Raw genomic sequence first — 25603 nt, 5'->3', positions numbered from 1 at the left:
CAATCTTCGAGGGTAGCGCTGCTACCCTCTTTTTTCTGGAGTTTACTATGTCAATTGACTGGAACTGGGGCATCTTTCTGCAACAAGCCCCGTTCGGCAACACCACCTATCTCGGCTGGCTGTGGAGCGGCTTTCAGGTTACCGTTGCGCTATCGATAACGGCGTGGATTATCGCGTTTCTTGTCGGTTCGCTGTTCGGTATTCTGCGTACCGTCCCTAACCGTTTTCTCTCTTCAATTGGCACGCTCTATGTGGAACTGTTCCGTAACGTTCCGCTGATCGTGCAGTTCTTTACCTGGTATCTGGTGATCCCGGAACTGCTGCCGGAAGATCTCGGCATGTGGTTCAAGGCAGAACTGGATCCTAACGTCCAGTTCTTTGTCTCTTCCATGCTGTGTCTGGGGCTGTTCACCGCTGCGCGCGTCTGCGAGCAGGTGCGTGCCGCCATACAGTCACTGCCGCGCGGGCAAAAGAATGCGGCACTGGCGATGGGCCTGACCCTGCCACAGGCCTACCGTTACGTCCTGTTGCCTAACGCTTACCGCGTCATCGTTCCGCCAATGACCTCCGAAATGATGAACCTGGTGAAAAACTCGGCCATCGCCTCAACCATTGGCCTGGTCGATATGGCGGCGCAGGCGGGTAAGCTGCTGGATTACTCCGCTCACGCGTGGGAGTCCTTCACGGCGATCACGCTCGCGTATGTTCTGATTAACGCTTTCATCATGCTGGTGATGAACCTGGTTGAACGCAAAGTACGCCTGCCGGGCAATCTGGGGGGCAAATAATGTACGAATTTGACTGGAGTTCCATTGTTCCCTCCATGCCCTATCTGCTGGATGGACTGGCAATTACCTTAAAGATCACCGTTATCGCCATTATTGTCGGTATTGTCTGGGGCACCCTGCTGGCGGTGATGCGCCTGTCGAGCTTTAAACCGCTCGCCTGGTTCGCCACGGCATACGTTAACGTGTTCCGCTCCATCCCGCTGGTCATGGTGCTGCTGTGGTTTTACCTGATTGTTCCCGGCTTCTTACAGAACGTGCTGGGACTGTCGCCGAAAACCGATATCCGCCTGATCTCTGCCATGGTGGCGTTTTCCATGTTTGAAGCCGCCTACTACTCCGAGATCATCCGCGCCGGTATTCAGAGTATCTCGCGCGGGCAGTCCAGCGCTGCGCTGGCGCTCGGTATGACACACTGGCAGTCCATGAAGCTGATTATTCTGCCGCAGGCGTTTCGCGCCATGGTTCCGCTGCTGCTGACGCAAGGCATCGTCCTGTTCCAGGATACCTCCCTGGTCTACGTGCTGAGCCTGGCAGACTTCTTCCGTACCGCCTCCACCATTGGCGAACGTGACGGAACGCAGGTTGAGATGATCCTCTTCGCGGGCGGGGTCTATTTTGTGATTAGTTTAAGCGCATCGCTGTTGGTCAGCTGGCTGAAGAAAAGGACCGTATAATGATTTCCCTGAAAAATGTTTCTAAATGGTATGGGCACTTTCAGGTGCTGACCGACTGCTCAACAGAAGTGAAAAAAGGCGATGTGGTGGTGGTCTGCGGCCCGTCCGGTTCCGGTAAGTCTACGCTTATCAAAACCGTTAATGGTCTGGAACCTGTCCAGCAGGGCGAGATTGTCGTTAACGGCACCAAAGTGAACGACCGTAAAACCAACCTTGCCCAGCTTCGCTCCCACGTGGGCATGGTGTTCCAGCATTTTGAGCTGTTCCCGCACCTGTCGATCATTGAAAACCTGACGCTTGCGCAGGTGAAAGTGCTGAAGCGCGATAAAAAAGCGGCGCGCGAAAAGGGGCTGAAGTTACTGGAACGCGTCGGGCTCTCTGCGCATGCGGATAAGTTTCCGGCACAGCTTTCGGGCGGCCAGCAGCAGCGCGTGGCAATCGCGCGGGCGCTGTGTATGGATCCGGTGGCGATGCTGTTCGATGAACCGACTTCTGCACTCGATCCGGAGATGATCAACGAAGTGCTGGACGTGATGGTGGAGCTGGCGCACGAAGGGATGACCATGATGGTGGTGACGCACGAAATGGGCTTCGCCCGTAAAGTGGCCAACCGCGTGATCTTCATGGATGAAGGGAAAATTGTTGAAGACTCGCCGAAAGAAGAGTTCTTCGCGAATCCGAAATCCGAACGCGCTAAAGACTTCCTCGCTAAAATCCTGCATTAATCTTTTCAGTGCGCAATCTGCGGATTGCGCACTGCTTCACGCTTTAGATCTCTTTTTCTATTCGGCGTCACATCGCAGCGTTAACCTTGTCACAAAATAATGCTAAGAATGGAGAACGCTATGGCACACCCTATAATTCTCGACTGCGACCCGGGTCATGATGACGCGATCGCGCTCGTCCTCGCGCTTGCCTCCCCTGAACTGGACGTCAAAGCTATCACCTCCTCCGCCGGGAACCAGACGCCGGATAAAACCTTGCGAAACGTGTTGCGCATGCTGACGCTGTTGAAACGCACCGATATTCCCGTCGCAGGCGGCGCCGTTAAGCCGCTGATGCGCGAACTGATCATTGCGGACAACGTTCACGGTGAAAGCGGGCTGGATGGCCCGGCACTGCCGGAGCCAGGTTTCGCACCGCAAGACTGCACTGCCGTCGAGCTAATGGCGAAGATACTGCGTGAAAGCGCAGAGCCCGTGACGCTGGTGGCTACCGGCCCGCAGACCAACGTTGCGCTTCTGCTGAACAGCCATCCTGAACTGCACAGCAACATCGCCCGTATCGTTATCATGGGCGGGTCAATGGGGCTGGGAAACTGGACGCCTGCGGCCGAATTCAACATCTTTGTTGACCCGGAAGCGGCGGAGATCGTCTTCCAGTCGGGCCTGCCGATTGTGATGGCGGGGCTGGACGTGACGCATCGGGCGCAGATTATGGCAGACGATATTGAACGCTTCCGCGCCGTGGGCAACCCGGTTGCAACGACCGTGGCCGAGCTGCTCGACTTCTTTATGGAGTATCACAAAGCTGAGAAGTGGGGCTTCCACGGCGCGCCGCTGCACGACCCGTGCACCATCGCCTGGCTGCTGAAGCCGGAGATGTTTACCACGGTGGAGCGCTGGGTTGGCGTGGAGACACAGGGGAAATATACCCAGGGAATGACGGTGGTGGACTATTACTCATTGACGGGAAACAAACCGAATACGACGTTAATGGTGGATATTGATCGGGAAGCGTTTGTGGATTTGCTGGCGGAGAGGCTGGCTTACTATATGTAGTCCGAAAAACAGTACACCATTGGGCATTTTAGGCGGTTCTGCTGCCTAATGCCCTTATCATGTCTCCCTCATACCAAAACTTTATTAAATAAAACAGGCAAGGAAAAACATAACGCTTCTATTTGATAATATTTAAACCATGAGCCCCATTCATTTTTCATAATTATTATTACTTGCTACTGATTCACTCCTCAAATAAAAATAATGAATTCTTTTATGGATACTTTCAAAAGTGAGATAATCATCACTTTGCTTCGCAAGAATATGTTCGATGATCGAATGAACATAGCAAGGGAGCACGTTATGTATTACAGCGAAGAAATTATTAAGCAAATTGGAACTGACAAAGAGCTAGCTGTGCGGTTAGACAAAGCGTTAATGGGCGTTAAAGAAGGTGTACAAGATTATGTAAATGGTCTTGGTGATGCCACAACACGCTTACTTTATTATACATCCTGTCTTACAGACAATTATCAAGATGTTTGTAAAAAACTTGGTTCTGAAGATGTCAGATTTATTTGTGCTCTATATGAACTAGTCAAACATAGAAACGTTATATTTCGAATGTTGAATATATATATAGAAACCCTCTTAAAAAATAAAAGCGAAGTGGAAAAGAAAACAATCCTTGAAAAGTTAACACCATTCGCCAAAAACTATTCCATTAAATACATTTCGAAAAATGGTTTGATTTATTCTATAACATCATATATATGCTACGGAAACAAAATGAATGTTGCTGTTCAGAATGCATTAATGAAAAAAATAGGAAGCAGAGTTGGGTGGGTCATAGGAGGACTGAATATTTATGGGATTGTACAACGTGCTGCTGATAGTGCAGATAATCTAAAAAATTTCTGCCCAATATTTTATAACGCCTTATATAGAGAGGGGTTAGAAATGATGTATTTCTTGATCGAACCCATGATCATGAAGTCTGGCTATCTAAATATTAGCACAGCATCTGATGAAGAAATTGTCAGAGCACTTAAGAGAATGATGTGAAAATGCTTAATTTGATGAATAATCTATTAAGAAGATGTATCAGGCGTTTTTTTAATAGTATCAAAGATGATTGCATCAACAATATTATAGGCTGTGGAATACTTTTCCTTATAGCCATAATCTCCATTTTGGTTTCTGTTTTTGTCGATAACAATAAAATTGCATTTGGAATTATCGCCTTGATAGTGACACTAACATTTACACTAATATTTTATTACAAAGGAAAAGAATAAAATGACTATCCCAGCACATATTTGGCTCATCGATGACAATGGCTCGCCTTTGATAGGGGAATGTTTAATGCCATCACGATTGGGTTCCACTGAACTTAAGTCCTTTAATCATTCGGTATGGATTCCGACAGATCATAACACAGGGAAACTGACTGGAACACGTCTTCATGTACCGATTAGATTTGAAAAAGAGATTGACCGGCTCACACCCTATCTATTCAGAGCCGTATGCGAAGGAAGAATACTGAAAGAAGCTTTGATAAAAATGTATAAAATTAATGACGCAGGAATAGAGCTGGAATATTTCAATATAAAGCTGGAAAATGTAAAGATAACTCAAATCTCCCCCGTTCTATTTCCAGTAGGTATTGCAAGTAAACATATGGAAGAAGTTGAAATTCGCTACGAGTCTATTGAATGGAAGTACACTGAAGGAAACATAATGTACAAAGACTCGTGGAATGAAAGGGTCACAGCCTAAAGAGGGTGGAAATCTTTCGGAAACGTTTGGGTATTTGCTGGCGGAGAGGCTGGCTTACTATTCTGCGGCCTGATGCCCTCATCCTGGCCCTCTCCCACGGGGAGAGGGAATAAACCTGCGCTTTTACTTATGGCTCAAACGGGCGACGCTGGAACTGGTCGTGCCCGCACTTCGGACACAGCGACAGCACCTCCGGCGTATAAACGGCCATATGGTGGTGGCACTTCTCACACACCAGATTCCCCAGCCCCACCACTTCGCCGCTGTGATAGACACCGTGGTGGTTTAAATCCTGGAACACCTCGCGCCACTCCAGCTGGGTTTTATCGGTAATATCTGCCAGCTCCTGCCACAGGCTCTCTTTAATGACCCGCATAAAAACGCTGTCGGCGATCTCGTCCTGACTCTCCTCGTAGCTTCGCGCAAACTCTTCCAGGTCACGGCGCACAGCGCGCGTCACCTCTTCCACTTCGGTTCGCGTTAACTCACCCGTTTGCGTCACGCGTGCGCGTGCCTGTTCGACCAGCGCGTCGATATCGCGCTCGCCGTTACGCAGCCGTTCCGTCAGTGTGGCCATCAGTTCACGGTAAAATTGAGCAACCTTGTTCATCATTTTGCCTCCCGGGTAAGTAACTGTCTCTAATAATAGACCTTATTTCGTCACCGCTTTGTCAGGTGAAGCACAGACCCGGTAAATTCCTGCAAAGTGCATTTGCGTGAAAGGCTGTTTTGACGCGGGCGTTTGGGCTATGCTATGCGGATCTGAATTACCACATCCATTGGCTACATTTGTAGCTGTATTGAACACAGGACCACTGGCTGCCATGCAAGAGCAATACCGCCCGGAAGAGATAGAATCAAAAGTCCAGCAACACTGGGACGAGAAGCGCACCTTTGAAGTAACCGAAGACGAGAGCAAAGAGAAGTATTACTGCCTGTCGATGCTTCCCTATCCTTCTGGTCGACTACACATGGGCCATGTGCGTAACTACACCATCGGTGATGTGATTGCACGCTACCAGCGTATGCTGGGCAAAAACGTTCTTCAGCCTATCGGCTGGGATGCGTTCGGCCTGCCTGCTGAAGGCGCGGCGGTGAAAAACAACACGGCACCGGCTCCGTGGACGTACGACAACATCGCGTACATGAAAAATCAGCTGAAAATGCTGGGCTTTGGCTACGACTGGAGCCGCGAGCTGGCTACCTGTACTCCAGAATATTATCGCTGGGAGCAGAAGTTCTTCACCGAGCTGTATAAAAAAGGCCTGGTCTACAAGAAAACGTCCGCCGTTAACTGGTGCCCGAATGACCAGACCGTACTGGCGAACGAGCAGGTTATCGACGGCTGCTGCTGGCGCTGCGACACCAAAGTTGAGCGTAAAGAGATCCCGCAGTGGTTTATCAAAATCACCGCCTACGCTGACGAGCTGCTGAACGATCTGGACACTCTGGATCACTGGCCTGACACCGTTAAAACCATGCAGCGCAACTGGATTGGCCGTTCCGAAGGCGTTGAAATCACCTTCAACGTAGAAAACTACGACCAGACCCTGACTGTCTACACCACCCGTCCGGACACCTTCATGGGTGCGACTTACCTTGCTGTGGCTGCGGGTCACCCGCTGGCACAAAAAGCAGCGGAAAACAATCCGGAGCTGGCAACCTTCATCGACGAATGCCGCAACACGAAAGTGGCCGAAGCCGACATGGCGACGATGGAGAAAAAAGGCGTTGATACCGGCTTCAAAGCAATTCACCCGCTGACGGGCGAAGCCATCCCGGTCTGGGCAGCGAACTTCGTGCTGATGGAATACGGTACGGGCGCAGTGATGGCCGTGCCGGGCCACGATCAGCGTGACTACGAATTTGCTACCAAATACGGCCTGAACATCAAGCCTGTGATCCTGGCGGCTGACGGTTCTGAACCTGACCTCTCCGAGCAGGCGCTGACCGAAAAAGGCACCCTGTTTAACTCCGGTGAGTTTAGCGGCCTGAGCTTCGAAGAGGGCTTCAACGCCATCGCCGACAGACTGGCCTCGCTGGGCGTGGGCGAGCGTAAAGTGAACTACCGTCTGCGCGACTGGGGCGTTTCCCGTCAGCGTTACTGGGGTGCGCCAATCCCTATGGTGACCCTGGAAGACGGCACCGTCATGCCAACCCCGGAAGATCAGCTGCCGGTGATCCTGCCGGAAGACGTGGTCATGGACGGTATCACCAGCCCGATCAAAGCCGATCCTGAGTGGGCCAAAACCACCGTCAACGGTCAGCCAGCGCTGCGTGAAACCGACACCTTCGACACCTTCATGGAGTCCTCCTGGTACTACGCGCGCTACACCTGCCCGCAGTACAAAGAAGGCATGCTGGATTCCGACGCGGCAAACTACTGGCTGCCGGTAGACATCTACATCGGCGGCATTGAACACGCCATCATGCACCTGCTCTACTTCCGCTTCTTCCACAAACTGATGCGTGACGCAGGCCTGGTCAATTCCAACGAGCCAGCAAAACAGCTGCTGTGTCAGGGGATGGTGCTGGCAGATGCGTTCTACTACGTTGGCGCGAACGGCGAGCGTAACTGGGTTTCTCCCGTTGATGCGATTGTCGAACGTGACGAGAAAGGCCGTATCGTGAAGGCGAAAGACGCTGAAGGTCATGAACTGGTTTATACCGGCATGAGCAAGATGTCCAAGTCTAAAAATAACGGCATCGACCCGCAGGTGATGGTTGAGCGTTACGGTGCAGACACCGTGCGTCTGTTCATGATGTTCGCATCTCCGGCAGACATGACCCTGGAGTGGCAGGAATCCGGTGTTGAAGGGGCCAACCGCTTCCTGAAACGCGTCTGGAAACTGGTTTACGAGCACACCTCTCAGGGCGATGCGCCAGCGCTGAACGTAGCTGCACTGACTGAAGATCAGCAGGCGCTGCGTCGTGATGTTCATAAAACCATTGCGAAAGTCACCGACGATATTGGTCGTCGTCAGACCTTCAATACCGCAATTGCGGCTATTATGGAACTGATGAACAAGCTGGCGAAAGCTCCGCAGGACGGCGAGCAGGATCGCGCGTTAATGCGTGAAGCGCTGCTGGCGGTCGTTCGCATGCTGAACCCGTTCACACCGCACGTTAGCTTCACGCTGTGGCAAGAGCTGAAAGGCGAAGGCGATATCGACAACGCGCCGTGGCCAGTGGCTGATGAATCCGCTATGGTGGAAAACACCACGCTGGTTGTGGTGCAGGTTAACGGTAAAGTGCGCGGTAAAATCACCGTCGCGGTCGACGCAACCGAAGAACAGGTTCGCGAGCGCGCAGGCCAGGAACATCTGGTCGCGAAATACCTTGAGGGCGTTACCGTACGTAAAGTTATCTACGTACCGGGTAAACTGCTGAATCTGGTCGTTGGCTAAGCGCGGGAGGAAACGTGCGACAACTGGCAACAATACTCTTATCTCTGGCGGTGCTTGTCACCGCTGGCTGCGGCTGGCACCTGCGCAACACCACGGCAGTGCCTGCGCAGATGAAAACGATGATCTTCGACTCATCCGATCCGAACGGACCGCTGAGCCGGGCCATTCGTAACCAGCTGCGTTTGAACGATGTTAAGCTGATCGAGAAGGGAACCCTGCGTCAGGATGTTCCTTCGCTTCGCGTCCTGAAATCAACGCTGTCACAAGACACGGCGTCGATCTTCCAGGATGGTCGAACCGCGGAATATCAAATGGTGCTTACCGTTGATGCGGCCGTCTTAATGCCGGGTAAAGATATTTACCCTATCAACACCAAAGTCTACCGTTCGTTCTTCGATAACCCGCAGACGGCCCTGGCAAAAGACGCTGAACAGCAGATTATCATCAAGGAAATGTATGATAAGGCCGCAGAGCAGCTGATCCGTAGACTGCCTGCCATTGCCGCGTCGTCGAAAAAAGGCGCTGACATCATCGAAACACCGGATGCCAGCACGCCGGACATGCCAACGTCGCTGGGTAACTGATGATCAGGTTGTATCCTGAACAACTCCGCGCGCAGCTCAACGAAGGGCTGCGCGCGGCCTACCTGCTACTTGGTAACGACCCCCTGTTACTTCAGGAAAGCCTTGATGCTGTTCGCCATGCGGCAGCCGCGCAGGGCTTTGATGAGCATCATACGTTTCAGATCGATAACAGTACCGACTGGAACGCTATCTTCTCGCTTTGTCAGGCCATGAGCCTGTTTGCCTCACGTCAGACAATCCAGATCCTGCTGCCAGAGAATGGCCCTAACGCCGCCATCAACGAACAGCTGGCCATGCTGGTCAGCTTGTTACACAGCGATCTGCTGCTGATAGTACGCGGCAACAAACTCACAAAAGCGCAGGAAAACGCGGCCTGGTTTACCCGGCTGGCCACCAGTGCAGTACTGGTTACCTGCCAGACGCCTGAACAGGCACATCTGCCAAAATGGGTTGCCGCGCGAGCAAAGCAGCACAACCTGCAACTGGACGATGCCGCCAGCCAGCTCCTTTGCTACTGCTATGAAGGCAATCTTCTGGCACTGGCGCAGGCGCTGGACAGGCTCTCCCTGCTGTGGCCGGATGGCAAGCTGACGCTACCCCGCGTCGAACAGGCGGTGAACGATGCCGCGCACTTTACCCCCTTCCATTGGGTTGATGCGCTGCTGTCGGCGAAAAGTAAGCGTGCCCTGCACATACTGCAACAGCTGCGCCTGGAAGGCAGTGAGCCGGTCATTCTGCTCCGCACGCTCCAGCGCGAACTACTGCTGCTGAACAACCTTAAGCGCCAGTCGGCGCATACGCCTCTGCGCGCCTTATTCGACAAGCATCGCGTGTGGCAGAACCGTCGGGCGATGACCACAGAGGCGATAAACCGCCTGAGCCAGGAGCAGCTGCGTCAGGCCGTGCAGCTGCTGATGCGCGCCGAACTGACGCTGAAACAGGATTACGGCCAGTCAGTCTGGGCGGAGCTGGAGAGCCTCTCTTTACTGCTCTGCCATAAGGCGCTGGCAGACGTATTTATCGATGGGTGATATGCATTCTTTACAGGCAATGTATGGCGGGACATTCGACCCGGTACACTATGGGCATCTTAAGCCGGTAGAAATCCTCGCGAATTTGATTGGCTTGCAGCGTGTGATCATCATGCCCAACAATGTTCCGCCGCACCGTCCTCAGCCAGAAGCAACCAGCGAGCAGCGCAAAGCGATGCTCGCGCTGGCTATCGCCGATAAGCCTCTCTTCACGCTGGATGAGCGCGAACTGCGCCGGGATACGCCGTCCTGGACATCGCAAACCCTGCGGGAGTGGCGTGCTGAGCAGGGGCCAGTGAAACCGCTGGCGTTTATCATCGGCCAGGATTCCTTGCTCAACTTCCCCAGCTGGTACCAGTACGAAACCATTCTGGAAAACAGTCACTTGCTGGTCTGCCGCCGTCCGGGCTACCCGCTGACCATGCGTGAACCGCAGCATCAGCAGTGGCTTGACGCGCATCTTACGGACAATATAGAAGACCTTCACAGCCTGCCCGCCGGTAAAATTTACCTCGCCGAGACGCCGTGGTTTGATATTTCCGCAACCCTCATCCGCGAGCGTCTCCAGCAGGGTTTGAACTGTGACGATCTCCTGCCCTTACCTGTGCTGGCCTATATCCACGCACACGGTCTGTATCAGAAAAGTACAGATGCCTGAACATCACCGGCGAAATTGCCTGTTAATGATTATCCTGCCTTGACAGGCTAAGCCATACTGATATCCTCCGCTGCCAGACTTTCCCGCCGATCGTTGCTTTACAGAAATTGTTTTACAAAAATGGCGATGCAATCTCAGGCGGAGGGTGGGATGATACCCGCCTTCAAAAGCCGGGCGGTGACATTTGTCCCGCGACTGGCGTCAGTTCAGGTATACTGGCTGACCACGAATTCACAGTTGTACAATCTCATTCACCCAGGGGGAAAACTTGCAGGGTAAAGCACTCCAGGATTTTGTTATCGACAAAATTGATGACCTGAAAGGTCAGGACATCATCGCTATCGACGTTAAGGGTAAATCCAGCATCACCGACTGCATGATTATCTGCACCGGTACCTCAACTCGTCACGTTGTTTCGATTGCTGACCATGTTGTTCAGGAATCGCGCGCGGCAGGGCTGCTTCCGCTGGGCGTTGAAGGTGAAGCGACCGCTGACTGGGTGGTTGTCGATCTCGGCGATGTGATTGTCCACGTCATGCAGGAAGAGAGCCGTCGCCTGTATGAGCTGGAAAAACTCTGGGGTTAATGCGTGAAGTTGCAGCTGGTCGCCGTCGGCACCAAAATGCCTGACTGGGTACAAACCGGTTTTACTGAGTATCTGCGTCGTTTCCCAAAAGATATGCCGTTCGAACTGGTGGAGATCCCAGCAGGAAAGCGCGGCAAGAACGCAGATATCAAACGTATTCTCGATAAAGAGGGAGAGCTGATGCTGGCTGCCGCAGGCAAAAACCGCATCGTGACCCTCGATATCCCGGGCAAGCCCTGGGATACGCCGCAGCTGGCGCACGAACTGGAGCGCTGGAAGCAGGACGGTCGTGACGTCAGTCTGTTGATTGGCGGACCAGAGGGGTTATCTCCCGCCTGCAAAGCGGCAGCAGAACAAAGTTGGTCACTCTCTGCGCTGACGCTGCCCCACCCGCTCGTGCGGGTTCTCGTGGCAGAAAGTTTGTATCGCGCGTGGAGCATCACTACCAACCACCCTTATCACCGCGAGTAATGACTGACCAGGGTAACTTAAGCAGCGGATGAAACTACAGAATTCTTTTCGCGACTATACGGCTGAGTCCGCGCTGTTTGTGCGCCGGGCGCTGGTCGCCTTTACGGGGATTTTGCTGCTTACCGGCGTGCTGATCGCCAACCTCTATAATCTGCAAATTGTCCGGTATACCGATTACCAGACCCGCTCAAACGAAAACCGTATCAAGCTGGTGCCCATCGCGCCCAGCCGCGGCATTATCTACGATCGTAACGGCACCCCGCTGGCGCTAAACCGCACCATCTATCAGATTGAGATGATGCCGGAGAAAGTGGATAACGTGCAGGATACGCTGAACGCGCTGAGAAGCGTTGTCGACCTGAACGATGATGACATCGCGGCGTTCAAAAAAGAGCGCGCACGTTCTCACCGCTTCACCTCCATTCCGGTAAAAACCAACCTGACAGAAGTGCAGGTCGCCCGTTTTGCCGTTAACCAGTACCGTTTCCCCGGCGTGGAAGTCAAAGGCTATAAGCGCCGCTACTATCCTTACGGCTCCGCGCTGACGCACGTGATTGGCTACGTCTCCAAAATCAACGATAAAGACGTCGAACGCCTTGATAAAGACGGCAAGCTGGCTAACTACGCCGCAACCCATGATATCGGCAAGCTGGGGATCGAACGTTACTACGAAGATGTCCTGCACGGCCAGACCGGTTATGAAGAGGTTGAAGTCAACAACCGTGGTCGCGTGATCCGTCAGCTAAAAGAGGTCCCCCCGCAGGCGGGACATGACGTGTATCTGACGCTCGACCTGAAGCTCCAGCAGTATATCGAAACGCTGCTGGCGGGTAGCCGCGCCGCCGTGATCGTGACCGACCCGCGTACCGGCGGCATTCTGGCGATGGTTTCCATGCCAAGCTACGATCCGAACCTCTTCGTGGACGGTATTTCCAGCAAAGATTACTCCGGCCTGCTCAACGATCCAAACACCCCGCTGGTGAACCGCGCTACGCAGGGGGTTTATCCTCCAGCCTCAACGGTTAAACCGTATGTCGCCGTGTCTGCGCTGAGCGCGGGCGTCATTACCCGCAATACCAGCCTGTTTGACCCGGGCTGGTGGCAGTTGCCTGGCTCTGAAAAACGCTACCGCGACTGGAAAAAATGGGGCCATGGCCATCTGAACGTGACCAAATCACTGGAGGAGTCTGCGGATACCTTCTTCTATCAGGTCGCCTACGATATGGGTATTGACCGTCTGTCTGAATGGATGAGCAAATTCGGCTACGGGCATTACACCGGTATAGATTTAGCGGAAGAGCGTTCCGGCAACATGCCAACCCGCGAATGGAAGCAGAAGCGCTTTAAAAAGCCCTGGTATCAGGGTGACACCATTCCGGTGGGGATCGGCCAGGGTTACTGGACGGCAACGCCGCTGCAAATGAACAAGGCAATGATGATCCTCATCAACGATGGCGTAGTGAAAGTGCCGCACCTGCTGCAAAGCACCGTTGAAGACGGCAAAAAAGTGCCGTGGATACAGCCTCATGAGCCACCGGTGGGTGACATTCATTCCGGATTCTGGGAAATCGCGAAAGACGGTATGTACGGCGTAGCCAACCGCCCTAACGGCACGGCGCACAAATATTTCGCTGGCGCACCGTATAAGGTTGCCGCCAAATCGGGTACTGCGCAGGTCTTCGGTCTGAAAGCGAATGAAACCTATAACGCCCACAAAATTGCCGAACGTCTGCGTGACCACAAGCTCATGACGGCGTTTGCCCCTTACGATAACCCGCAGGTTGCGGTGGCGATGATTCTGGAAAACGGCGGCGCAGGCCCGGCGGTGGGTACCATCATGCGTCAAATCCTCGACCACATCATGCTGGGTGATAACAACACCGAACTGCCTGCTGAAAACCCGGCAGCCGCTGCGGCGGAGGACCAATAATCATGACGGATAATCCGAATAAAAAATCGCTGTGGGATAAGATCCACATCGACCCAGCCATGCTGCTGATCCTGCTGGCTCTGCTGGTGTACAGCGCCCTCGTTATCTGGAGCGCCAGCGGCCAGGATATCGGCATGATGGAGCGTAAAATCGGCCAGATCGCCATGGGCCTGGTCATTATGGTGGTGATGGCGCAAATCCCACCGCGCGTGTATGAGGGCTGGGCGCCCTATCTCTATATTTTCTGTATCATTTTGCTGGTGGCGGTAGACGCGTTCGGTGCCATCTCGAAGGGGGCGCAACGCTGGCTGGATCTGGGGATTGTCCGCTTCCAGCCGTCGGAAATTGCCAAAATCGCCGTTCCGCTGATGGTGGCGCGCTTCATTAACCGCGACGTCTGTCCGCCGTCGTTGAAAAATACCGCCATTGCGCTGGTGCTGATTTTCCTGCCGACGCTGCTCGTGGCCGCACAGCCTGACCTCGGTACCTCGATTCTTATCGCCCTCTCCGGCCTGTTCGTTCTGTTCCTGTCCGGCCTGAGCTGGCGCCTGATCGGCATCGCGGTGGTCCTGCTGGCAGCCTTCATCCCTATTCTCTGGTTCTTCCTGATGCATGATTACCAGCGCCAGCGCGTGATGATGCTGCTCGATCCCGAGACCGATCCGCTGGGCGCAGGCTATCATATTATTCAGTCGAAGATTGCGATTGGCTCCGGCGGCCTGCGCGGGAAAGGCTGGCTGCACGGTACGCAGTCGCAGCTCGAATTTTTACCGGAACGCCATACCGACTTTATCTTTGCCGTTCTGGCTGAGGAGTTAGGGCTGGTTGGCATCCTGGTGCTGCTTGCACTCTACGTGCTGCTGATCATGCGTGGGCTCTACATTGCCGCGCGTGCGCAGACCACCTTTGGCCGGGTCATGGCGGGTGGGTTAATGTTGATTTTATTCGTTTATGTCTTCGTAAATATTGGTATGGTGAGTGGTATTCTGCCGGTTGTTGGCGTACCGCTGCCGCTGGTGAGTTACGGGGGCTCAGCACTGATCGTGTTGATGGCCGGGTTTGGTATCGTGATGTCGATCCATACCCACAGGAAAATGTTGTCCAAAAGCGTATAAAAATAAGGGGATCGCAATGCGTAAGCAGTGGCTGGGTATCTGTATCGCAGCAAGTTTACTTGCCGCCTGTACAAGTGATGATGGTCAGCAACAGGCAACCGTCGCGCCGCCGCAGCCTGCGGTCTGTAATGGCCCGATTGTTGAAATTAGCGGTGCCGATCCCGTTTATGAACCGCTGAACGCCAGCGTGAATCAGGATTATCAGCGCGACGGTAAAAGCTATAAAATCGTTCAGGATCCTTCCCGCTTCAGCCAGGCGGGCTTTGCTGCCATCTATGATGCTGAGCCAGGCAGCAACCTGACCGCGTCAGGTGAAACCTTCGATCCGATGCAGATCACGGCGGCACACCCGACGCTGCCCATCCCGAGCTATGCGCGCATCACTAACCTGGCGAACGGCCGAATGATCGTGGTGCGCATCAACGATCGTGGCCCTTACGGCAACGACCGCGTGATTTCCCTGTCGCGCGCGGCGGCCGATCGTCTGAACACCTCCAATAATACGAAAGTGCGTATCGACCCGATTATCGTGGCGCAGGATGGTTCGCTGTCTGGACCAGGCACAGCCTGTACCACGGTGGCGAAGCAAACCTACGCCCTGCCCGCTCGCCCGGATCTGAGCGGTGGTATGGGGGGCGCGTCAACGCCGGCAGAGCCCGCACAGCCGCAGGGTGAAGTGCGCGCCATCAGCAACGATACGCTGCAAAGTGAAGATGCGACAGGCGCCCCGGTGAAAAGCAGCGGCTTCCTTGGCGCACCCACCACCTTAGCGTCGGGCGTGATTGAAACGAATGAACCTGCTCCAGCGCCTGCGCCTGTCGTTACTGCGCCCGCAGCACAACCCGCCCCGGTAACTGCGCCGGCTGCGACGCAGACTGGTGCGCCTGCGGCGGCGAGCGGCAGCTACGTGGTTCAGGTTGGCGCCGTCAGCGATCGGACGCGTGCAGAGCAGTATCAGCAGCGCTTAAGCCAGCAGTTTGGCGTGCCAGGCCGCGTTGAGCAAAACGGTGCGGTATGGCGTATCCAGATGGGCCCGTTTGCCAGCAAAGCACAGGCCGCGTCCCTGCAACAGCGTTTGCAGAGCGAGGCGCAACTCCAGTCGTTTATCGCTGTTGCGAAATAATTAATCGGTGGTATCCGAAATGTCAGTTTGTGTAAATCACGTTAACACTCTCATGATGAAAGTCGGATGCCTGCCCGTATAGCATTTGCTATAGTAAGGCACTTTTTTTAATTCCATCACGGATGTCGTAGTTCTGACCATGAAGACCACTTTTTCTGCTCGTTTTGTGCAGCGCATGGCGCTGACCACGGCCCTTTGCGCTGCTGCGTTCTCCGCCGCTCACGCTGATGACCTGAACATCAAGACCATGATCCCTGGCGTTCCGCAGATCGACGCGGAATCCTACATCCTGATTGATTACAACTCCGGCAAAGTTCTGGCAGAACAGAACGCCGATGTCCGCCGCGATCCGGCCAGCCTGACTAAAATGATGACCAGCTACGTTATCGGCCAGGCGATGAAGGCAGGTAAATTCAAAGAAACCGACCTGGTGACTATCGGTAACGACGCGTGGGCGACCGGTAACCCGGTGTTCAAAGGTTCATCGCTGATGTTCCTGAAGCCAGGCATGCAGGTTCCCGTCTCTCAGCTGATTCGCGGCATTAACTTGCAGTCCGGTAACGACGCCTGCGTGGCAATGGCCGACTTTGCCGCAGGCAGCCAGGACGCGTTTGTGGGACTGATGAACAGCTACGTCTCCGCGCTGGGCCTGAAAAACACTCACTTCCAGACCGTTCACGGCCTGGACGCGGAAGGCCAGTACAGCTCCGCGCGTGACATGGCGCTGATTGGTCAGGCGCTGATCCGCGATGTGCCAAACGAATACTCTATCTACAAAGAGAAAGAGTTCACCTTCAACGGCATTCGTCAGACCAACCGTAACGGCCTGCTGTGGGATAACAGCCTGAACGTCGACGGCATCAAAACCGGCCACACCGACAAAGCCGGCTATAACCTGGTGGCCTCCGCTACTGAAGGTCAGATGCGTCTGATCTCCGCCGTGATGGGAGGCCGCACGTTTAAAGGACGCGAAACAGAAAGCAAAAAACTGCTGACCTGGGGCTTCCGCTTCTTCGAAACCGTGAACCCGCTGAAGGCCGGTAAAGAATTTGCTTCTGAGCCCGTCTGGTTTGGCGATAACGATCGTGCTTCCCTGGGCGTGGACAAAGATCTCTATCTGACAATCCCACGCGGGCGCATGAAAGATCTGAAAGCCAGCTACGTGCTGAACACCACCGAACTGCACGCCCCGCTGCAAAAGAATCAGGTTGTGGGTACCATCAACTTCCAGCTGGATGGCAAAACCATCGATCAGCGCCCGCTGGTGGTGCTGGAAGAAATTCCTGAAGGCAATTTCTTCGGCAAAATCATTGATTACATTAAGCTGATGTTCCATCACTGGTTTGGTTAAAAATTGAACACTTGAAAGTGTGATTTTGATCCCCATATACTACGTATCAGTAAAACTCCCGCCCCGTGGCGGGAGTTATTATTTTTTATACACACGCCGGAGCTGACATGAAAACCAAACTTAACGAACTGCTTGAATTCCCTACCCCTTTTACTTACAAAGTAATGGGTCTGGCGAAACCTGAGCTGGTTGATCAGGTGGTTGAAGTGGTACAGCGCCATGCGCCGGGCGACTACTCACCATCAGTCAAACCGAGCAGCAAAGGTAACTACCACTCGGTCTCAATCACCATTACTGCAACACACATTGAGCAGGTAGAGACGCTGTACGAAGAGCTCGGCAATATCGAAATTGTTCGTATGGTACTGTAGTCCCTCTGCGGTTGCCCGGTTTGCCGGGTAACCCCCTTCCCCGCTGTGATATACTCCCCGTTACCTATTCTCCCCTGTCTTCGGAGACATCCTTTTGTACCAGGATAAAATTCTTGTCCGCCATCTTGGGCTACAGCCTTACGAGCCTGTTTCTCAGGCTATGCATGACTTTACCGATACGCGCGATGACACCACGCCTGACGAAATCTGGCTGGTTGAACACCTGCCGGTGTTCACTCAAGGCCAGGCAGGAAAAGCCGAACATTTATTAATGACGGGCGATATCCCGGTGATCCAGAGCGATCGCGGTGGGCAGGTGACGTACCACGGCCCTGGCCAGCAGGTGATGTATGTTTTGCTTAACCTGAAACGCAGAAAGCTGGGCGTGCGGGAGTTGGTTACCCTACTGGAACAGACCGTGGTGAACACGCTGGCTGAGTATGATATTGACGCTCATCCTCGCGCCGATGCGCCGGGCGTCTATGTTGGAGAGATGAAGATCTGTTCGCTGGGGCTGCGTATTCGTAAAGGCTGCTCGTTCCATGGGCTGGCGTTGAATATCAATATGGATCTAACCCCCTTCCAGCGCATCAACCCGTGTGGGTATGCCGGTATGGAAATGACGCAAATGCGCCAGTGGGTTGATACCGCCACGCCTGACAATATCCGCCCCGTGCTTCTGAAGAACTTTTTAGCGCTGCTTAACAATCCCGCTTACGAATATATTACTGCTTAACACCCATCCGTCAGTGGCTCGATTATTTGACGAGCCACGTCTTAATAAACGCATTTACGCTTTACAATAAACCGCATATTCTATATTTTCGAGTCGCCCATATATTAGCGACCCATATTAATTAGAACCTTAATAGAACCATTACCGGGTATCGTGTAACGTGCGTGACAATCACCCAACTGCTTGTTTTCGATAAACAATGGAAACTTACGAAAGACTTTACTGATCTCTGCAAGCATAATAAATAAATTCAACTATCATTCATATTGTGAATGGATACGGAGTAAGAGCGTGGAGCCTACTAATTTACCAGCCAAACGCCTGAATGAAACCGGCGGCGAAGATAAGCCGCAAATTTTTCGGACTTTACGTAATATTGATCTCAATTTACTGACTATTTTTGAGGCGGTATATGTCCACAAAGGTATCGTTAATGCTGCGAAAATTCTTAATCTCACGCCCTCTGCTATTAGCCAGTCCATTCAAAAATTGCGCGCGATATTTCCCGATCCGTTATTTATTCGTAAAGGCCAGGGCGTAACCCCAACCGCATACGCCACCCATCTGCATGAGTACATCAGTCAGGGCCTGGAGTCGATTCTGGGCGCGCTGGATCTCACCGGCAGTTACGATAAGCAAAGAACCATCACCATAGGCACCTCGCCCTCGGTGGGCGTTCTGGTCATGCCGGCTATTTATCAGGCTGTGAAACAGCATGCGCCGCAGCTGCTGATCCGCAACGTGCCCGTAAACGATCCGGAAACACAGCTGGCGCAATTCCAGACGGATCTCATCATCGACAGCAATACCTTCGCGGCCAGAGCATTAGGGCATAACGTTCTTTATTCCGACTCGCTGGCGCTCGTTTGCCGTCAGGCTCACCCTGCGTTAAGCGCACCATTGACGCCAGAAAATCTGCGTCAATACGAACATGCCACGTTTATGGCCGAAGGACAGGGGCAGGATCCGCTGCGACAGCGTATTAACGAATTGTTCCCGGACCGTCTGATCAGCTTCAGCAGTTACAATATGTTTACCCTTGCGGCCCTGCTTGGCAGCAGCGATTTGCTCTGTATCATGCCCGTGCGTCTCTTCACTCTGCTGCAAAAGTGCTGGCCACTGGAGAGCATTCCGTTGAGCCAGCTCGCTACGGAATCTGTTGAAATCTCACTGCATTACAACAAGCTAAGCCTGCGCGATCCGGTCCTGGAAAACGTCATTAACGTGATCCGTCAGGCTTTCTGATCCTGCCTTTCAGCACAAGCCCCTGCCGCATGCGGGGCAAAAGGCACAAAACAACAACTATTTTACAAATTGGCGACCTGGCAGGCTGCTTTCACGCCCCTATAAATGATATACTGCCTGTCGTTCGTTCAAAAATAGTTGATAATTACAACATTCCCTTGAATTGAAACGCTTTCCTTCGATATTCGCAACTGGAACACGCACGCTATGAGTAAACCCATTGTGATGGAACGCGGTGTTAAATACCGCGATGCCGATAAAATGGCCCTTATCCCGGTTAAAAACGTGGCTACAGAGCGCGAGGCGCTGTTAAGAAAACCGGAATGGATGAAAATTAAACTTCCGGCTGACTCTTCGCGTATCCAGGGGATCAAAGCGGCGATGCGCAAAAATGGCCTCCACTCTGTCTGTGAAGAGGCCTCCTGCCCTAACCTTGCTGAATGTTTCAATCACGGTACCGCGACGTTTATGATTCTGGGTGCCATCTGCACCCGCCGCTGCCCTTTCTGTGACGTTGCCCATGGCCGTCCTGTTGCGCCTGACGCTAACGAACCGCAAAAACTGGCGCAGACCATTGCCGATATGGCGCTGCGTTATGTTGTTATCACCTCCGTTGACCGTGACGATCTGCGCGATGGCGGTGCCCAGCATTTTGCTGACTGCATTACCGCCATCCGCGAAAAAAGCCCGAACATTAAGATTGAGACGCTGGTGCCGGACTTCCGTGGCCGAATGGACCGCGCGCTCGATATTCTGACCGCGACGCCTCCAGACGTGTTCAACCACAACCTGGAGAACGTGCCGCGTATCTACCGTCAGGTGCGTCCTGGTGCAGATTACAACTGGTCTCTGAAGCTGCTGGAGCGCTTTAAAGAAGCCCATCCGCATATTCCTACCAAGTCTGGCCTGATGGTGGGTCTGGGTGAAACCAACGCTGAAATCATTGAAGTGATGCGCGATCTGCGCCGCCATGGCGTGACGATGCTGACGCTGGGCCAGTACCTACAGCCAAGCCGTCATCACCTGCCCGTACAGCGTTACGTGAGCCCGGATGAGTTCGATGAAATGAAAGCCGAAGCGATGGCGATGGGCTTTACCCACGCGGCCTGCGGCCCGTTTGTTCGCTCCTCTTATCACGCCGATATGCAGGCGAAAGGCGAAGAAGTTAAATAAACCTGTAAAATTTGCTTACAGTAAAACAAAAAACCGGCCTCGTGAGCCGGTTTTTTTATGCAAGCCTTGCAGCATTGCCATTACTCTTTGTGCGAAAGCTTCTGTGCGGTGATGTCATCTTCGGCACTTTTCTTTGCTGCCGCGTCGTCATCGTTCATTGCTTTCTTAAAGCCCTTAATGGCAGCACCCAAGTCTCCACCCAGCGTGCGTAACTTCTTGGTACCGAACAGCAGGACGACCAGTGCGGCAACCACCAGCAGTTTGGTAATACTAATCTCACCCATAAATACCTTCTTTACATGAAACAGGCTGCATTCAGCGCCAAAGAAACCTGAACGTATTAACGGTCATCAGGCGCGCGCACACAATAGCAATCTGTAACAAGGTGAATCAAGCATTGTTGAAAAAAACATCATATTAATTGCGGTGGCGCAAATCTGCGGTTACGCAGAACAGGTAATTGCTGACGCGCAAGCGCGATTCGGTCTGATGTTATCTCCGTCAGCAGTAGCGCAGGCGACTCCGCCGCCGCAGCAACGGTCACTCCCAGCGGATCGACAACCCTGCTCTGCCCGATATTCCTGTTACCACATTCCCCTGCGGCAACCACATAACAGGTGGTATCCAGCGCGCGTGCGGTCAGCAGCGTGGCCCAGTGATGCTCCTTAAGCGGGCCTCTGACCCACGCGGCAGGCAGCACCAGCACCTCTGCCCCCTGCAATGCCAGGTTCAGCGCCAGCTCGGGAAAACGGATGTCGTAGCAGGTCATCAGGCCAACCTTAAAACCGTCCACCTCAATCAGCGGCGGAATTTTACTTCCCGGATCGACCAGCCGCGACTCCTGAATGCTGAACGCATCATACAGATGTAGCTTGGCGTAACTCGCGACAATCGCACCTTCACGAATCGCCACCAGCGTGTTCACCGCACGTCCCGGCGTGGAGGGAACATGAATAGTCAAAATGGTGGTGAGCGTGTTGCCAGCGCTCTCGGCCAGAAGTCGTTTCAAAAACGCCCCCTCCAGCATTTGCGCAGATTTGACCGACAGGTCCGGATCGCTATCATCGCGCGCCAGTAACGCTTCCGGAAGCACCAGCAGCGCAGCCCCTTTTTGCGTTGCCTGGTCCATCAGGGAGACGCATTTGCGCGCATTTTCATTCCAGTCCGGCGTCACCGCGAATTGCCCTACTGCTACATACATAATTGTCTCCCGGTTAAAAACAGCGTTACACTCGACGCATTCACACAGCAAACAGCAGGTAATGACAGTGTTACAACTACTTATAGCCGTTTTTATTGGTGGGGGCACGGGTAGCGTTGCGCGGTGGCTCTTAAGCATGCGGTTTAACCCTCTGCATCAGGCCATTCCGATGGGCACACTGGCAGCAAATCTGCTTGGCGCATTTATTATTGGCATGGGGCTGGCGTGGTTCAACCGCATGACCCATATTGACCCGATGTGGAAGGTGCTGATCACGACCGGTTTCTGCGGCGGCTTAACGACGTTTTCGACCTTCTCTGCGGAAGTAGTATTTCTGTTTCAGGAAGGACGGATGGGCTGGGCGCTGACGAATATCGCCGTTAACATGCTTGGCTCGTTTGCGATGACCGCGATCGCATTCTGGTTATTTTCCTCCGCCAGCGGACAGTAAGCGCGGCACCCTTAATGTTGGCTTAACTTTTCTCTGTCACTCTTGGCGCAATACTGACTGAGGGTGAAAGCATGAAAGAGAATCTGTTGAGCGCGGGCATGGTACTGCTAAGCGTTGCGATCGTCGCCAGCTTTCTGAAGATCTATCTTATGGGTTGATTCAGAACGAAAAAAACCCGCTCATTGAGCGGGTTTTGAAATTCTTGCTGACGCGTCTGAATTACAGAGCGATTACGTTAGCAGCAGAAGGGCCTTTGGCACCGTTAGTGATTTCGAACTCTACGCGCTGACCTTCAGCCAGAGTTTTGAAACCATTAGACTGGATTGCAGAGAAGTGTACGAACACGTCTTTGCTGCCATCTTCAGGAGTAATGAAACCGAATCCTTTGGACTCATTAAACCACTTAACGTTACCTTTAATCTTAGACATCAAAATTACCTTTACATTAAAAAACGACACAAATGCTGTGTCGGGTATCAGTACAACAATTGTGAGGCGTTTTGTCCAGCGGATCTTTGATAAAAAGTGACAAAAGTCGCGTTAATTTTCGCTGTCCGATTTTTATCCTTTACATTTCAATGCCTGTGCATTTTTTGACCGATTCATCACCCGCAATCAGTTAAAACTGGAACCGCATCCAGGCAAAGTAAACGTTACCGTTGTTATACGTACCCGGTATGTAGGTCATCTGAAACGTCGCCGGGCCATAACCGATAGAGGCAAGCGGCAACAGCACCGGGACAGGAATGTATTTCCAGTTATCACGCGCCGTCACCCCTGCCGTATAGCCTAAACCCAGATGGAAATTGTCGTCTGATAACGGACGCCAGGTTTTTTCCCAGCCGTAGCCGCCAATGGGCTCCCATTTGTTGTAGGAGTCCTTAAACGCCATCAGGTACAGGCCATGCCAGTTGCCTTTTTCATCCCAGCGAGACTGACCGAAGCCAGCCCCCCAGGGACGCTCGTTATAACGGTCTGTTTTTTCTTTATCGTAGGCAAAACGGGCGTGCCACGTAATGGCCGGAATATAGAGATCGTAATGCTCGGGTTCCTTCCATGTTTGCGCGACGTTATCCGTGAAGGTCGTAAACCAGCCTTTATCCGCTGTATTACCCTCTGCATTTACAACGGACGCGAACGATAACTGCCCAATAATAAACAATAAAAGAAGGGGGAATTTAAATCGTACAATCACAGTGCCATTACCCTATTTCGTATTCAGTGCAAACCTTAACACAGGATACTTGAATGAACGCTTAACGGCATGGGGGGGTATTCTTAATTAACAATCCGGTGCTGAGAATAGTCTGCGTACCGGAAACCTGCCTGACTAAATAAGCGCATGCAAAGGGCATATTTAACTCTGATGTAACAATTTATGCCGCGCAGGAATATCCGACATTCTCAGCCGTGGTGCGGTAATCTTCCTGCCGCCATGGCTGCGACGGTACAACGCCGGGCCGCGGCCAGGGCACGTTCGCGTGCTTCAACGCTTTTCGAAGCGAGATGCTGGGACAACAGCACGCCACACCCAAAAAATTAACACTTAAATATCAATTTAACGACATATAATCTCTATTCATCTGGTCAATAAGGACATAAGATAAATGACGCAGGATGAGCAAAAATATCATCATCATTGCCTTTAGTCGTCGCTTTCTTGATTTTAATCAGCAAGGACTGGCCATTTATTCGGCACATTTCAGGCTGCTTTTTTATTGATTATTTGTCCTCTCGGGCAGCAAGGATACAGGGGAAATCATGCTTACTTTTCTCGAACTCCTCATTGGAGTCGTGGTCATTGTCGGTGTAGCGCGCTACATCATTAAAGGATACTCTGCCACCGGCGTGTTATTTGTCGGCGGCCTGGCGCTGCTCATCATTAGCGCGCTAATGGGTCATCAGGTATTACCCGCCAGTGAAACCAGCACGGGATATACCGCCACCGATATTGTGGAATATATAAAAATTCTGCTGATGAGCCGCGGCGGCGATCTGGGCATGATGATCATGATGCTCTGCGGTTTTGCCGCCTACATGACCCATATCGGCGCGAATGATATGGTGGTGAAGCTGGCCTCTAAGCCGCTGCAATATATTAACTCCCCCTACCTGCTGATGGTCGCGGCCTATTTCCTGGCCTGCCTGATGTCGTTAGCCGTTTCCTCAGCGACAGGCCTCGGCGTGCTGTTGATGGCGACGTTATTCCCGGTGATGGTTAACGTCGGGATCAGCCGTGGCGCAGCGGCGGCTATTTGCGCCTCTCCGGCGGCGATTATCCTCTCCCCTACTTCCGGTGACGTAGTGCTGGCCGCAAAAGCGGCGGAAATGTCGCTGATTGACTTCGCCTTCAAAACCACGCTGCCGATCTCTATTACCGCTATTCTCGGTATGGGCGTGGCGCACTTCTTCTGGCAGCGCTATCTCGATAAGAAAGAGAACGTCAGCCATGAAATGATGGACGTCAGCGAAATCACCACTACCGCCCCGGCGTTTTATTCCATCCTGCCGTTCACCCCGATTATTGGCGTGCTTATTTTTGACGGCAAATGGGGTCCGCAGCTGCACATCATCACTATCCTGGTGATCTGTATGCTGCTGGCGGCCATCCTCGAATTTGTCCGTGGCTTTAATACCCAGAAAGTGTTCACTGGTCTGGAAGTCGCCTTCCGCGGTATGGCGGACGCCTTCGCGGGCGTGGTAATGCTGCTGGTTGCCGCAGGGGTATTTGCCCAGGGGCTGAGCACCATCGGCTTTATTCAGAGCCTGATCTCTATCGCCACCTCGTTCGGCTCGGCCAGCATTATCCTGATGCTGGTGCTGGTGGTGCTGACCATGCTGGCGGCGATGACCACCGGCTCCGGTAACGCGCCTTTCTACGCCTTTGTTGAGATGATCCCTAAGCTGGCACACACCTCCGGCATCAACCCGGCTTACCTGTCCATTCCAATGCTTCAGGCCTCTAACCTGGGTCGTACCATCTCTCCGGTATCGGGCGTGGTGGTTGCGGTTGCGGGGATGGCAAAAATCTCTCCGTTTGAAGTGGTAAAACGCACGTCAGTGCCGGTGCTGGTTGGTCTGATTATCGTCATCATCGCCACCGAAGTGCTGGTTCCCGGCGCTGCCTAAGCGAAATTTCTGGTTTCCAAAAAGCGCCTGCGGGCGCTTTTTGTGCTTTAATAACCCCCAGAAATTAATCGCGCCCAAC

General features: G+C 53.0%; 27 protein-coding genes. 22 read left to right on the top strand and 5 right to left on the bottom strand.

The window, feature by feature from the left end; genetic code table 11:
* Positions 1-47: 47 nt before the first annotated feature.
* The 6 genes from gltJ to E0L16_RS01620 all read left to right on the top strand — a co-directional run bounded on the left by gltJ (position 48) and on the right by E0L16_RS01620 (position 4962).
* Positions 48-788 (top strand): glutamate/aspartate ABC transporter permease GltJ, encoded by a 741-nt coding sequence (gltJ, locus tag E0L16_RS01645; protein ID WP_015571133.1) that lies wholly within the window; start codon positions 48-50, stop codon positions 786-788.
* Positions 788-1462 carry a glutamate/aspartate ABC transporter permease GltK gene (gltK, locus tag E0L16_RS01640; protein WP_022647437.1) on the top strand — a complete coding sequence of 225 codons (675 nt, stop codon included), beginning with the start codon at positions 788-790 and terminating at the stop codon, positions 1460-1462. Before gltJ ends, gltK begins: the two co-directional genes overlap by 1 nt.
* A complete protein-coding gene (locus tag E0L16_RS01635) occupies positions 1462-2187 on the top strand; it encodes an amino acid ABC transporter ATP-binding protein (RefSeq protein WP_006809622.1) in 726 nt (241 codons plus the stop codon). Before gltK ends, E0L16_RS01635 begins: the two co-directional genes overlap by 1 nt.
* A gap of 120 nt (positions 2188-2307) precedes the next feature.
* A complete protein-coding gene (gene rihA, locus E0L16_RS01630; protein WP_131636167.1) occupies positions 2308-3243 on the top strand; it encodes a pyrimidine-specific ribonucleoside hydrolase RihA in 936 nt (311 codons plus the stop codon).
* Positions 3244-3459: 216 nt separating this feature from the next.
* Positions 3460-4248, top strand: a complete 789-nt coding sequence (locus E0L16_RS01625) for a hypothetical protein (protein ID WP_242672208.1) — start codon at positions 3460-3462, stop codon at positions 4246-4248.
* 234 nt (positions 4249-4482) lie between these two features.
* A complete protein-coding gene (locus E0L16_RS01620) occupies positions 4483-4962 on the top strand; it encodes an Hcp family type VI secretion system effector (RefSeq protein ID WP_131636165.1) in 480 nt (159 codons plus the stop codon).
* Between the two features lie 127 nt (positions 4963-5089).
* On the opposite strand, the gene E0L16_RS01615 is transcribed toward E0L16_RS01620, so the two are convergent.
* Positions 5090-5572, bottom strand: a complete 483-nt coding sequence (locus E0L16_RS01615; protein ID WP_107535661.1) for a zinc ribbon-containing protein — start codon at positions 5570-5572, stop codon at positions 5090-5092.
* A gap of 214 nt (positions 5573-5786) precedes the next feature.
* On the opposite strand from E0L16_RS01615, the gene leuS reads away from it, so the two are divergent.
* From leuS to lipA, 14 genes are all read left to right on the top strand, one after another.
* Positions 5787-8369: a leucine--tRNA ligase gene (gene leuS, locus E0L16_RS01610; RefSeq protein ID WP_063449373.1), complete on the top strand. Its 2583-nt coding sequence runs from the start codon at positions 5787-5789 to the stop codon at positions 8367-8369.
* Between the two features lie 14 nt (positions 8370-8383).
* Positions 8384-8953, top strand: coding sequence for an LPS assembly lipoprotein LptE (lptE, locus tag E0L16_RS01605; RefSeq protein WP_112792616.1), 570 nt, complete (start codon positions 8384-8386; stop codon positions 8951-8953).
* Positions 8953-9984, top strand: a complete 1032-nt coding sequence (gene holA / locus E0L16_RS01600) for a DNA polymerase III subunit delta (RefSeq protein WP_112792617.1) — start codon at positions 8953-8955, stop codon at positions 9982-9984. Before lptE ends, holA begins: the two co-directional genes overlap by 1 nt.
* Positions 9977-10642 carry a nicotinate-nucleotide adenylyltransferase gene (gene nadD / locus E0L16_RS01595; protein ID WP_063866080.1) on the top strand — a complete coding sequence of 222 codons (666 nt, stop codon included), beginning with the start codon at positions 9977-9979 and terminating at the stop codon, positions 10640-10642. Before holA ends, nadD begins: the two co-directional genes overlap by 8 nt.
* 268 nt (positions 10643-10910) lie before the next feature.
* Positions 10911-11228, top strand: a complete 318-nt coding sequence (gene rsfS / locus E0L16_RS01590; RefSeq protein WP_003858696.1) for a ribosome silencing factor — start codon at positions 10911-10913, stop codon at positions 11226-11228.
* A 3-nt stretch (positions 11229-11231) separates the two neighbouring features.
* Positions 11232-11699 (top strand): 23S rRNA (pseudouridine(1915)-N(3))-methyltransferase RlmH, encoded by a 468-nt coding sequence (rlmH, locus tag E0L16_RS01585; RefSeq protein ID WP_003858701.1) that lies wholly within the window; start codon positions 11232-11234, stop codon positions 11697-11699.
* A 28-nt stretch (positions 11700-11727) separates the two neighbouring features.
* Positions 11728-13629 carry a peptidoglycan DD-transpeptidase MrdA gene (gene mrdA, locus E0L16_RS01580; protein WP_063449377.1) on the top strand — a complete coding sequence of 634 codons (1902 nt, stop codon included), beginning with the start codon at positions 11728-11730 and terminating at the stop codon, positions 13627-13629.
* Positions 13630-13631: 2 nt separating this feature from the next.
* On the top strand, positions 13632-14744 hold the full coding sequence (mrdB, locus tag E0L16_RS01575) for a peptidoglycan glycosyltransferase MrdB (RefSeq protein WP_048966702.1): 1113 nt from the start codon (positions 13632-13634) through the stop codon (positions 14742-14744).
* Positions 14745-14760: 16 nt separating this feature from the next.
* Positions 14761-15867 carry an endolytic peptidoglycan transglycosylase RlpA gene (gene rlpA / locus E0L16_RS01570; RefSeq protein WP_131636164.1) on the top strand — a complete coding sequence of 369 codons (1107 nt, stop codon included), beginning with the start codon at positions 14761-14763 and terminating at the stop codon, positions 15865-15867.
* Positions 15868-16006: 139 nt separating this feature from the next.
* A complete protein-coding gene (dacA, locus tag E0L16_RS01565; protein WP_063866078.1) occupies positions 16007-17218 on the top strand; it encodes a D-alanyl-D-alanine carboxypeptidase DacA in 1212 nt (403 codons plus the stop codon).
* Positions 17219-17325: 107 nt separating this feature from the next.
* A complete protein-coding gene (ybeD, locus tag E0L16_RS01560) occupies positions 17326-17589 on the top strand; it encodes a DUF493 family protein YbeD (protein ID WP_003858718.1) in 264 nt (87 codons plus the stop codon).
* 94 nt (positions 17590-17683) lie between these two features.
* A complete protein-coding gene (gene lipB / locus E0L16_RS01555; protein WP_063866077.1) occupies positions 17684-18325 on the top strand; it encodes a lipoyl(octanoyl) transferase LipB in 642 nt (213 codons plus the stop codon).
* A gap of 291 nt (positions 18326-18616) precedes the next feature.
* Positions 18617-19570, top strand: coding sequence for a YbeF family transcriptional regulator (locus E0L16_RS01550; protein ID WP_107534918.1), 954 nt, complete (start codon positions 18617-18619; stop codon positions 19568-19570).
* A gap of 207 nt (positions 19571-19777) precedes the next feature.
* The gene (gene lipA, locus E0L16_RS01545; protein ID WP_006809637.1) at positions 19778-20743 is read left to right on the top strand and encodes a lipoyl synthase; all 966 of its coding nucleotides are present in this window, start codon (positions 19778-19780) and stop codon (positions 20741-20743) included.
* A gap of 80 nt (positions 20744-20823) precedes the next feature.
* Here lipA and tatE read toward each other — a convergent pair whose 3' ends face one another.
* Together tatE and E0L16_RS01535 are read right to left on the bottom strand one after the other, a co-directional pair.
* A complete protein-coding gene (gene tatE / locus E0L16_RS01540) occupies positions 20824-21027 on the bottom strand; it encodes a twin-arginine translocase subunit TatE (RefSeq protein ID WP_003858723.1) in 204 nt (67 codons plus the stop codon).
* Positions 21028-21155: 128 nt separating this feature from the next.
* Positions 21156-21944 (bottom strand): deaminated glutathione amidase, encoded by a 789-nt coding sequence (locus E0L16_RS01535; protein WP_131636163.1) that lies wholly within the window; start codon positions 21942-21944, stop codon positions 21156-21158.
* Between the two features lie 67 nt (positions 21945-22011).
* Between E0L16_RS01535 and crcB the strand changes: the two genes are divergently transcribed.
* Positions 22012-22395 (top strand): fluoride efflux transporter CrcB, encoded by a 384-nt coding sequence (crcB, locus tag E0L16_RS01530; protein ID WP_063449384.1) that lies wholly within the window; start codon positions 22012-22014, stop codon positions 22393-22395.
* Positions 22396-22614: 219 nt separating this feature from the next.
* On the opposite strand, the gene cspE is transcribed toward crcB, so the two are convergent.
* Entirely contained in the window at positions 22615-22824 is a 210-nt protein-coding gene (cspE, locus tag E0L16_RS01525; RefSeq protein WP_002439184.1) for a transcription antiterminator/RNA stability regulator CspE, read from the bottom strand.
* Positions 22825-23014: 190 nt separating this feature from the next.
* Complete coding sequence (pagP, locus tag E0L16_RS01520) at positions 23015-23557, bottom strand: lipid IV(A) palmitoyltransferase PagP (RefSeq protein WP_226848011.1); 543 nt, start codon at positions 23555-23557, stop codon at positions 23015-23017.
* Between the two features lie 599 nt (positions 23558-24156).
* On the opposite strand from pagP, the gene dcuC reads away from it, so the two are divergent.
* Positions 24157-25524: an anaerobic C4-dicarboxylate transporter DcuC gene (dcuC, locus tag E0L16_RS01515; RefSeq protein ID WP_131636162.1), complete on the top strand. Its 1368-nt coding sequence runs from the start codon at positions 24157-24159 to the stop codon at positions 25522-25524.
* Positions 25525-25603 lie beyond the last annotated feature (79 nt).

Origin of the sequence: Enterobacter quasihormaechei (assembly GCF_004331385.1) — a bacterium.
GTDB classification, from domain to species: Bacteria; Pseudomonadota; Gammaproteobacteria; order Enterobacterales; family Enterobacteriaceae; genus Enterobacter; species Enterobacter quasihormaechei.
This window is presented reverse-complemented; position numbering and strand designations above follow the sequence as displayed.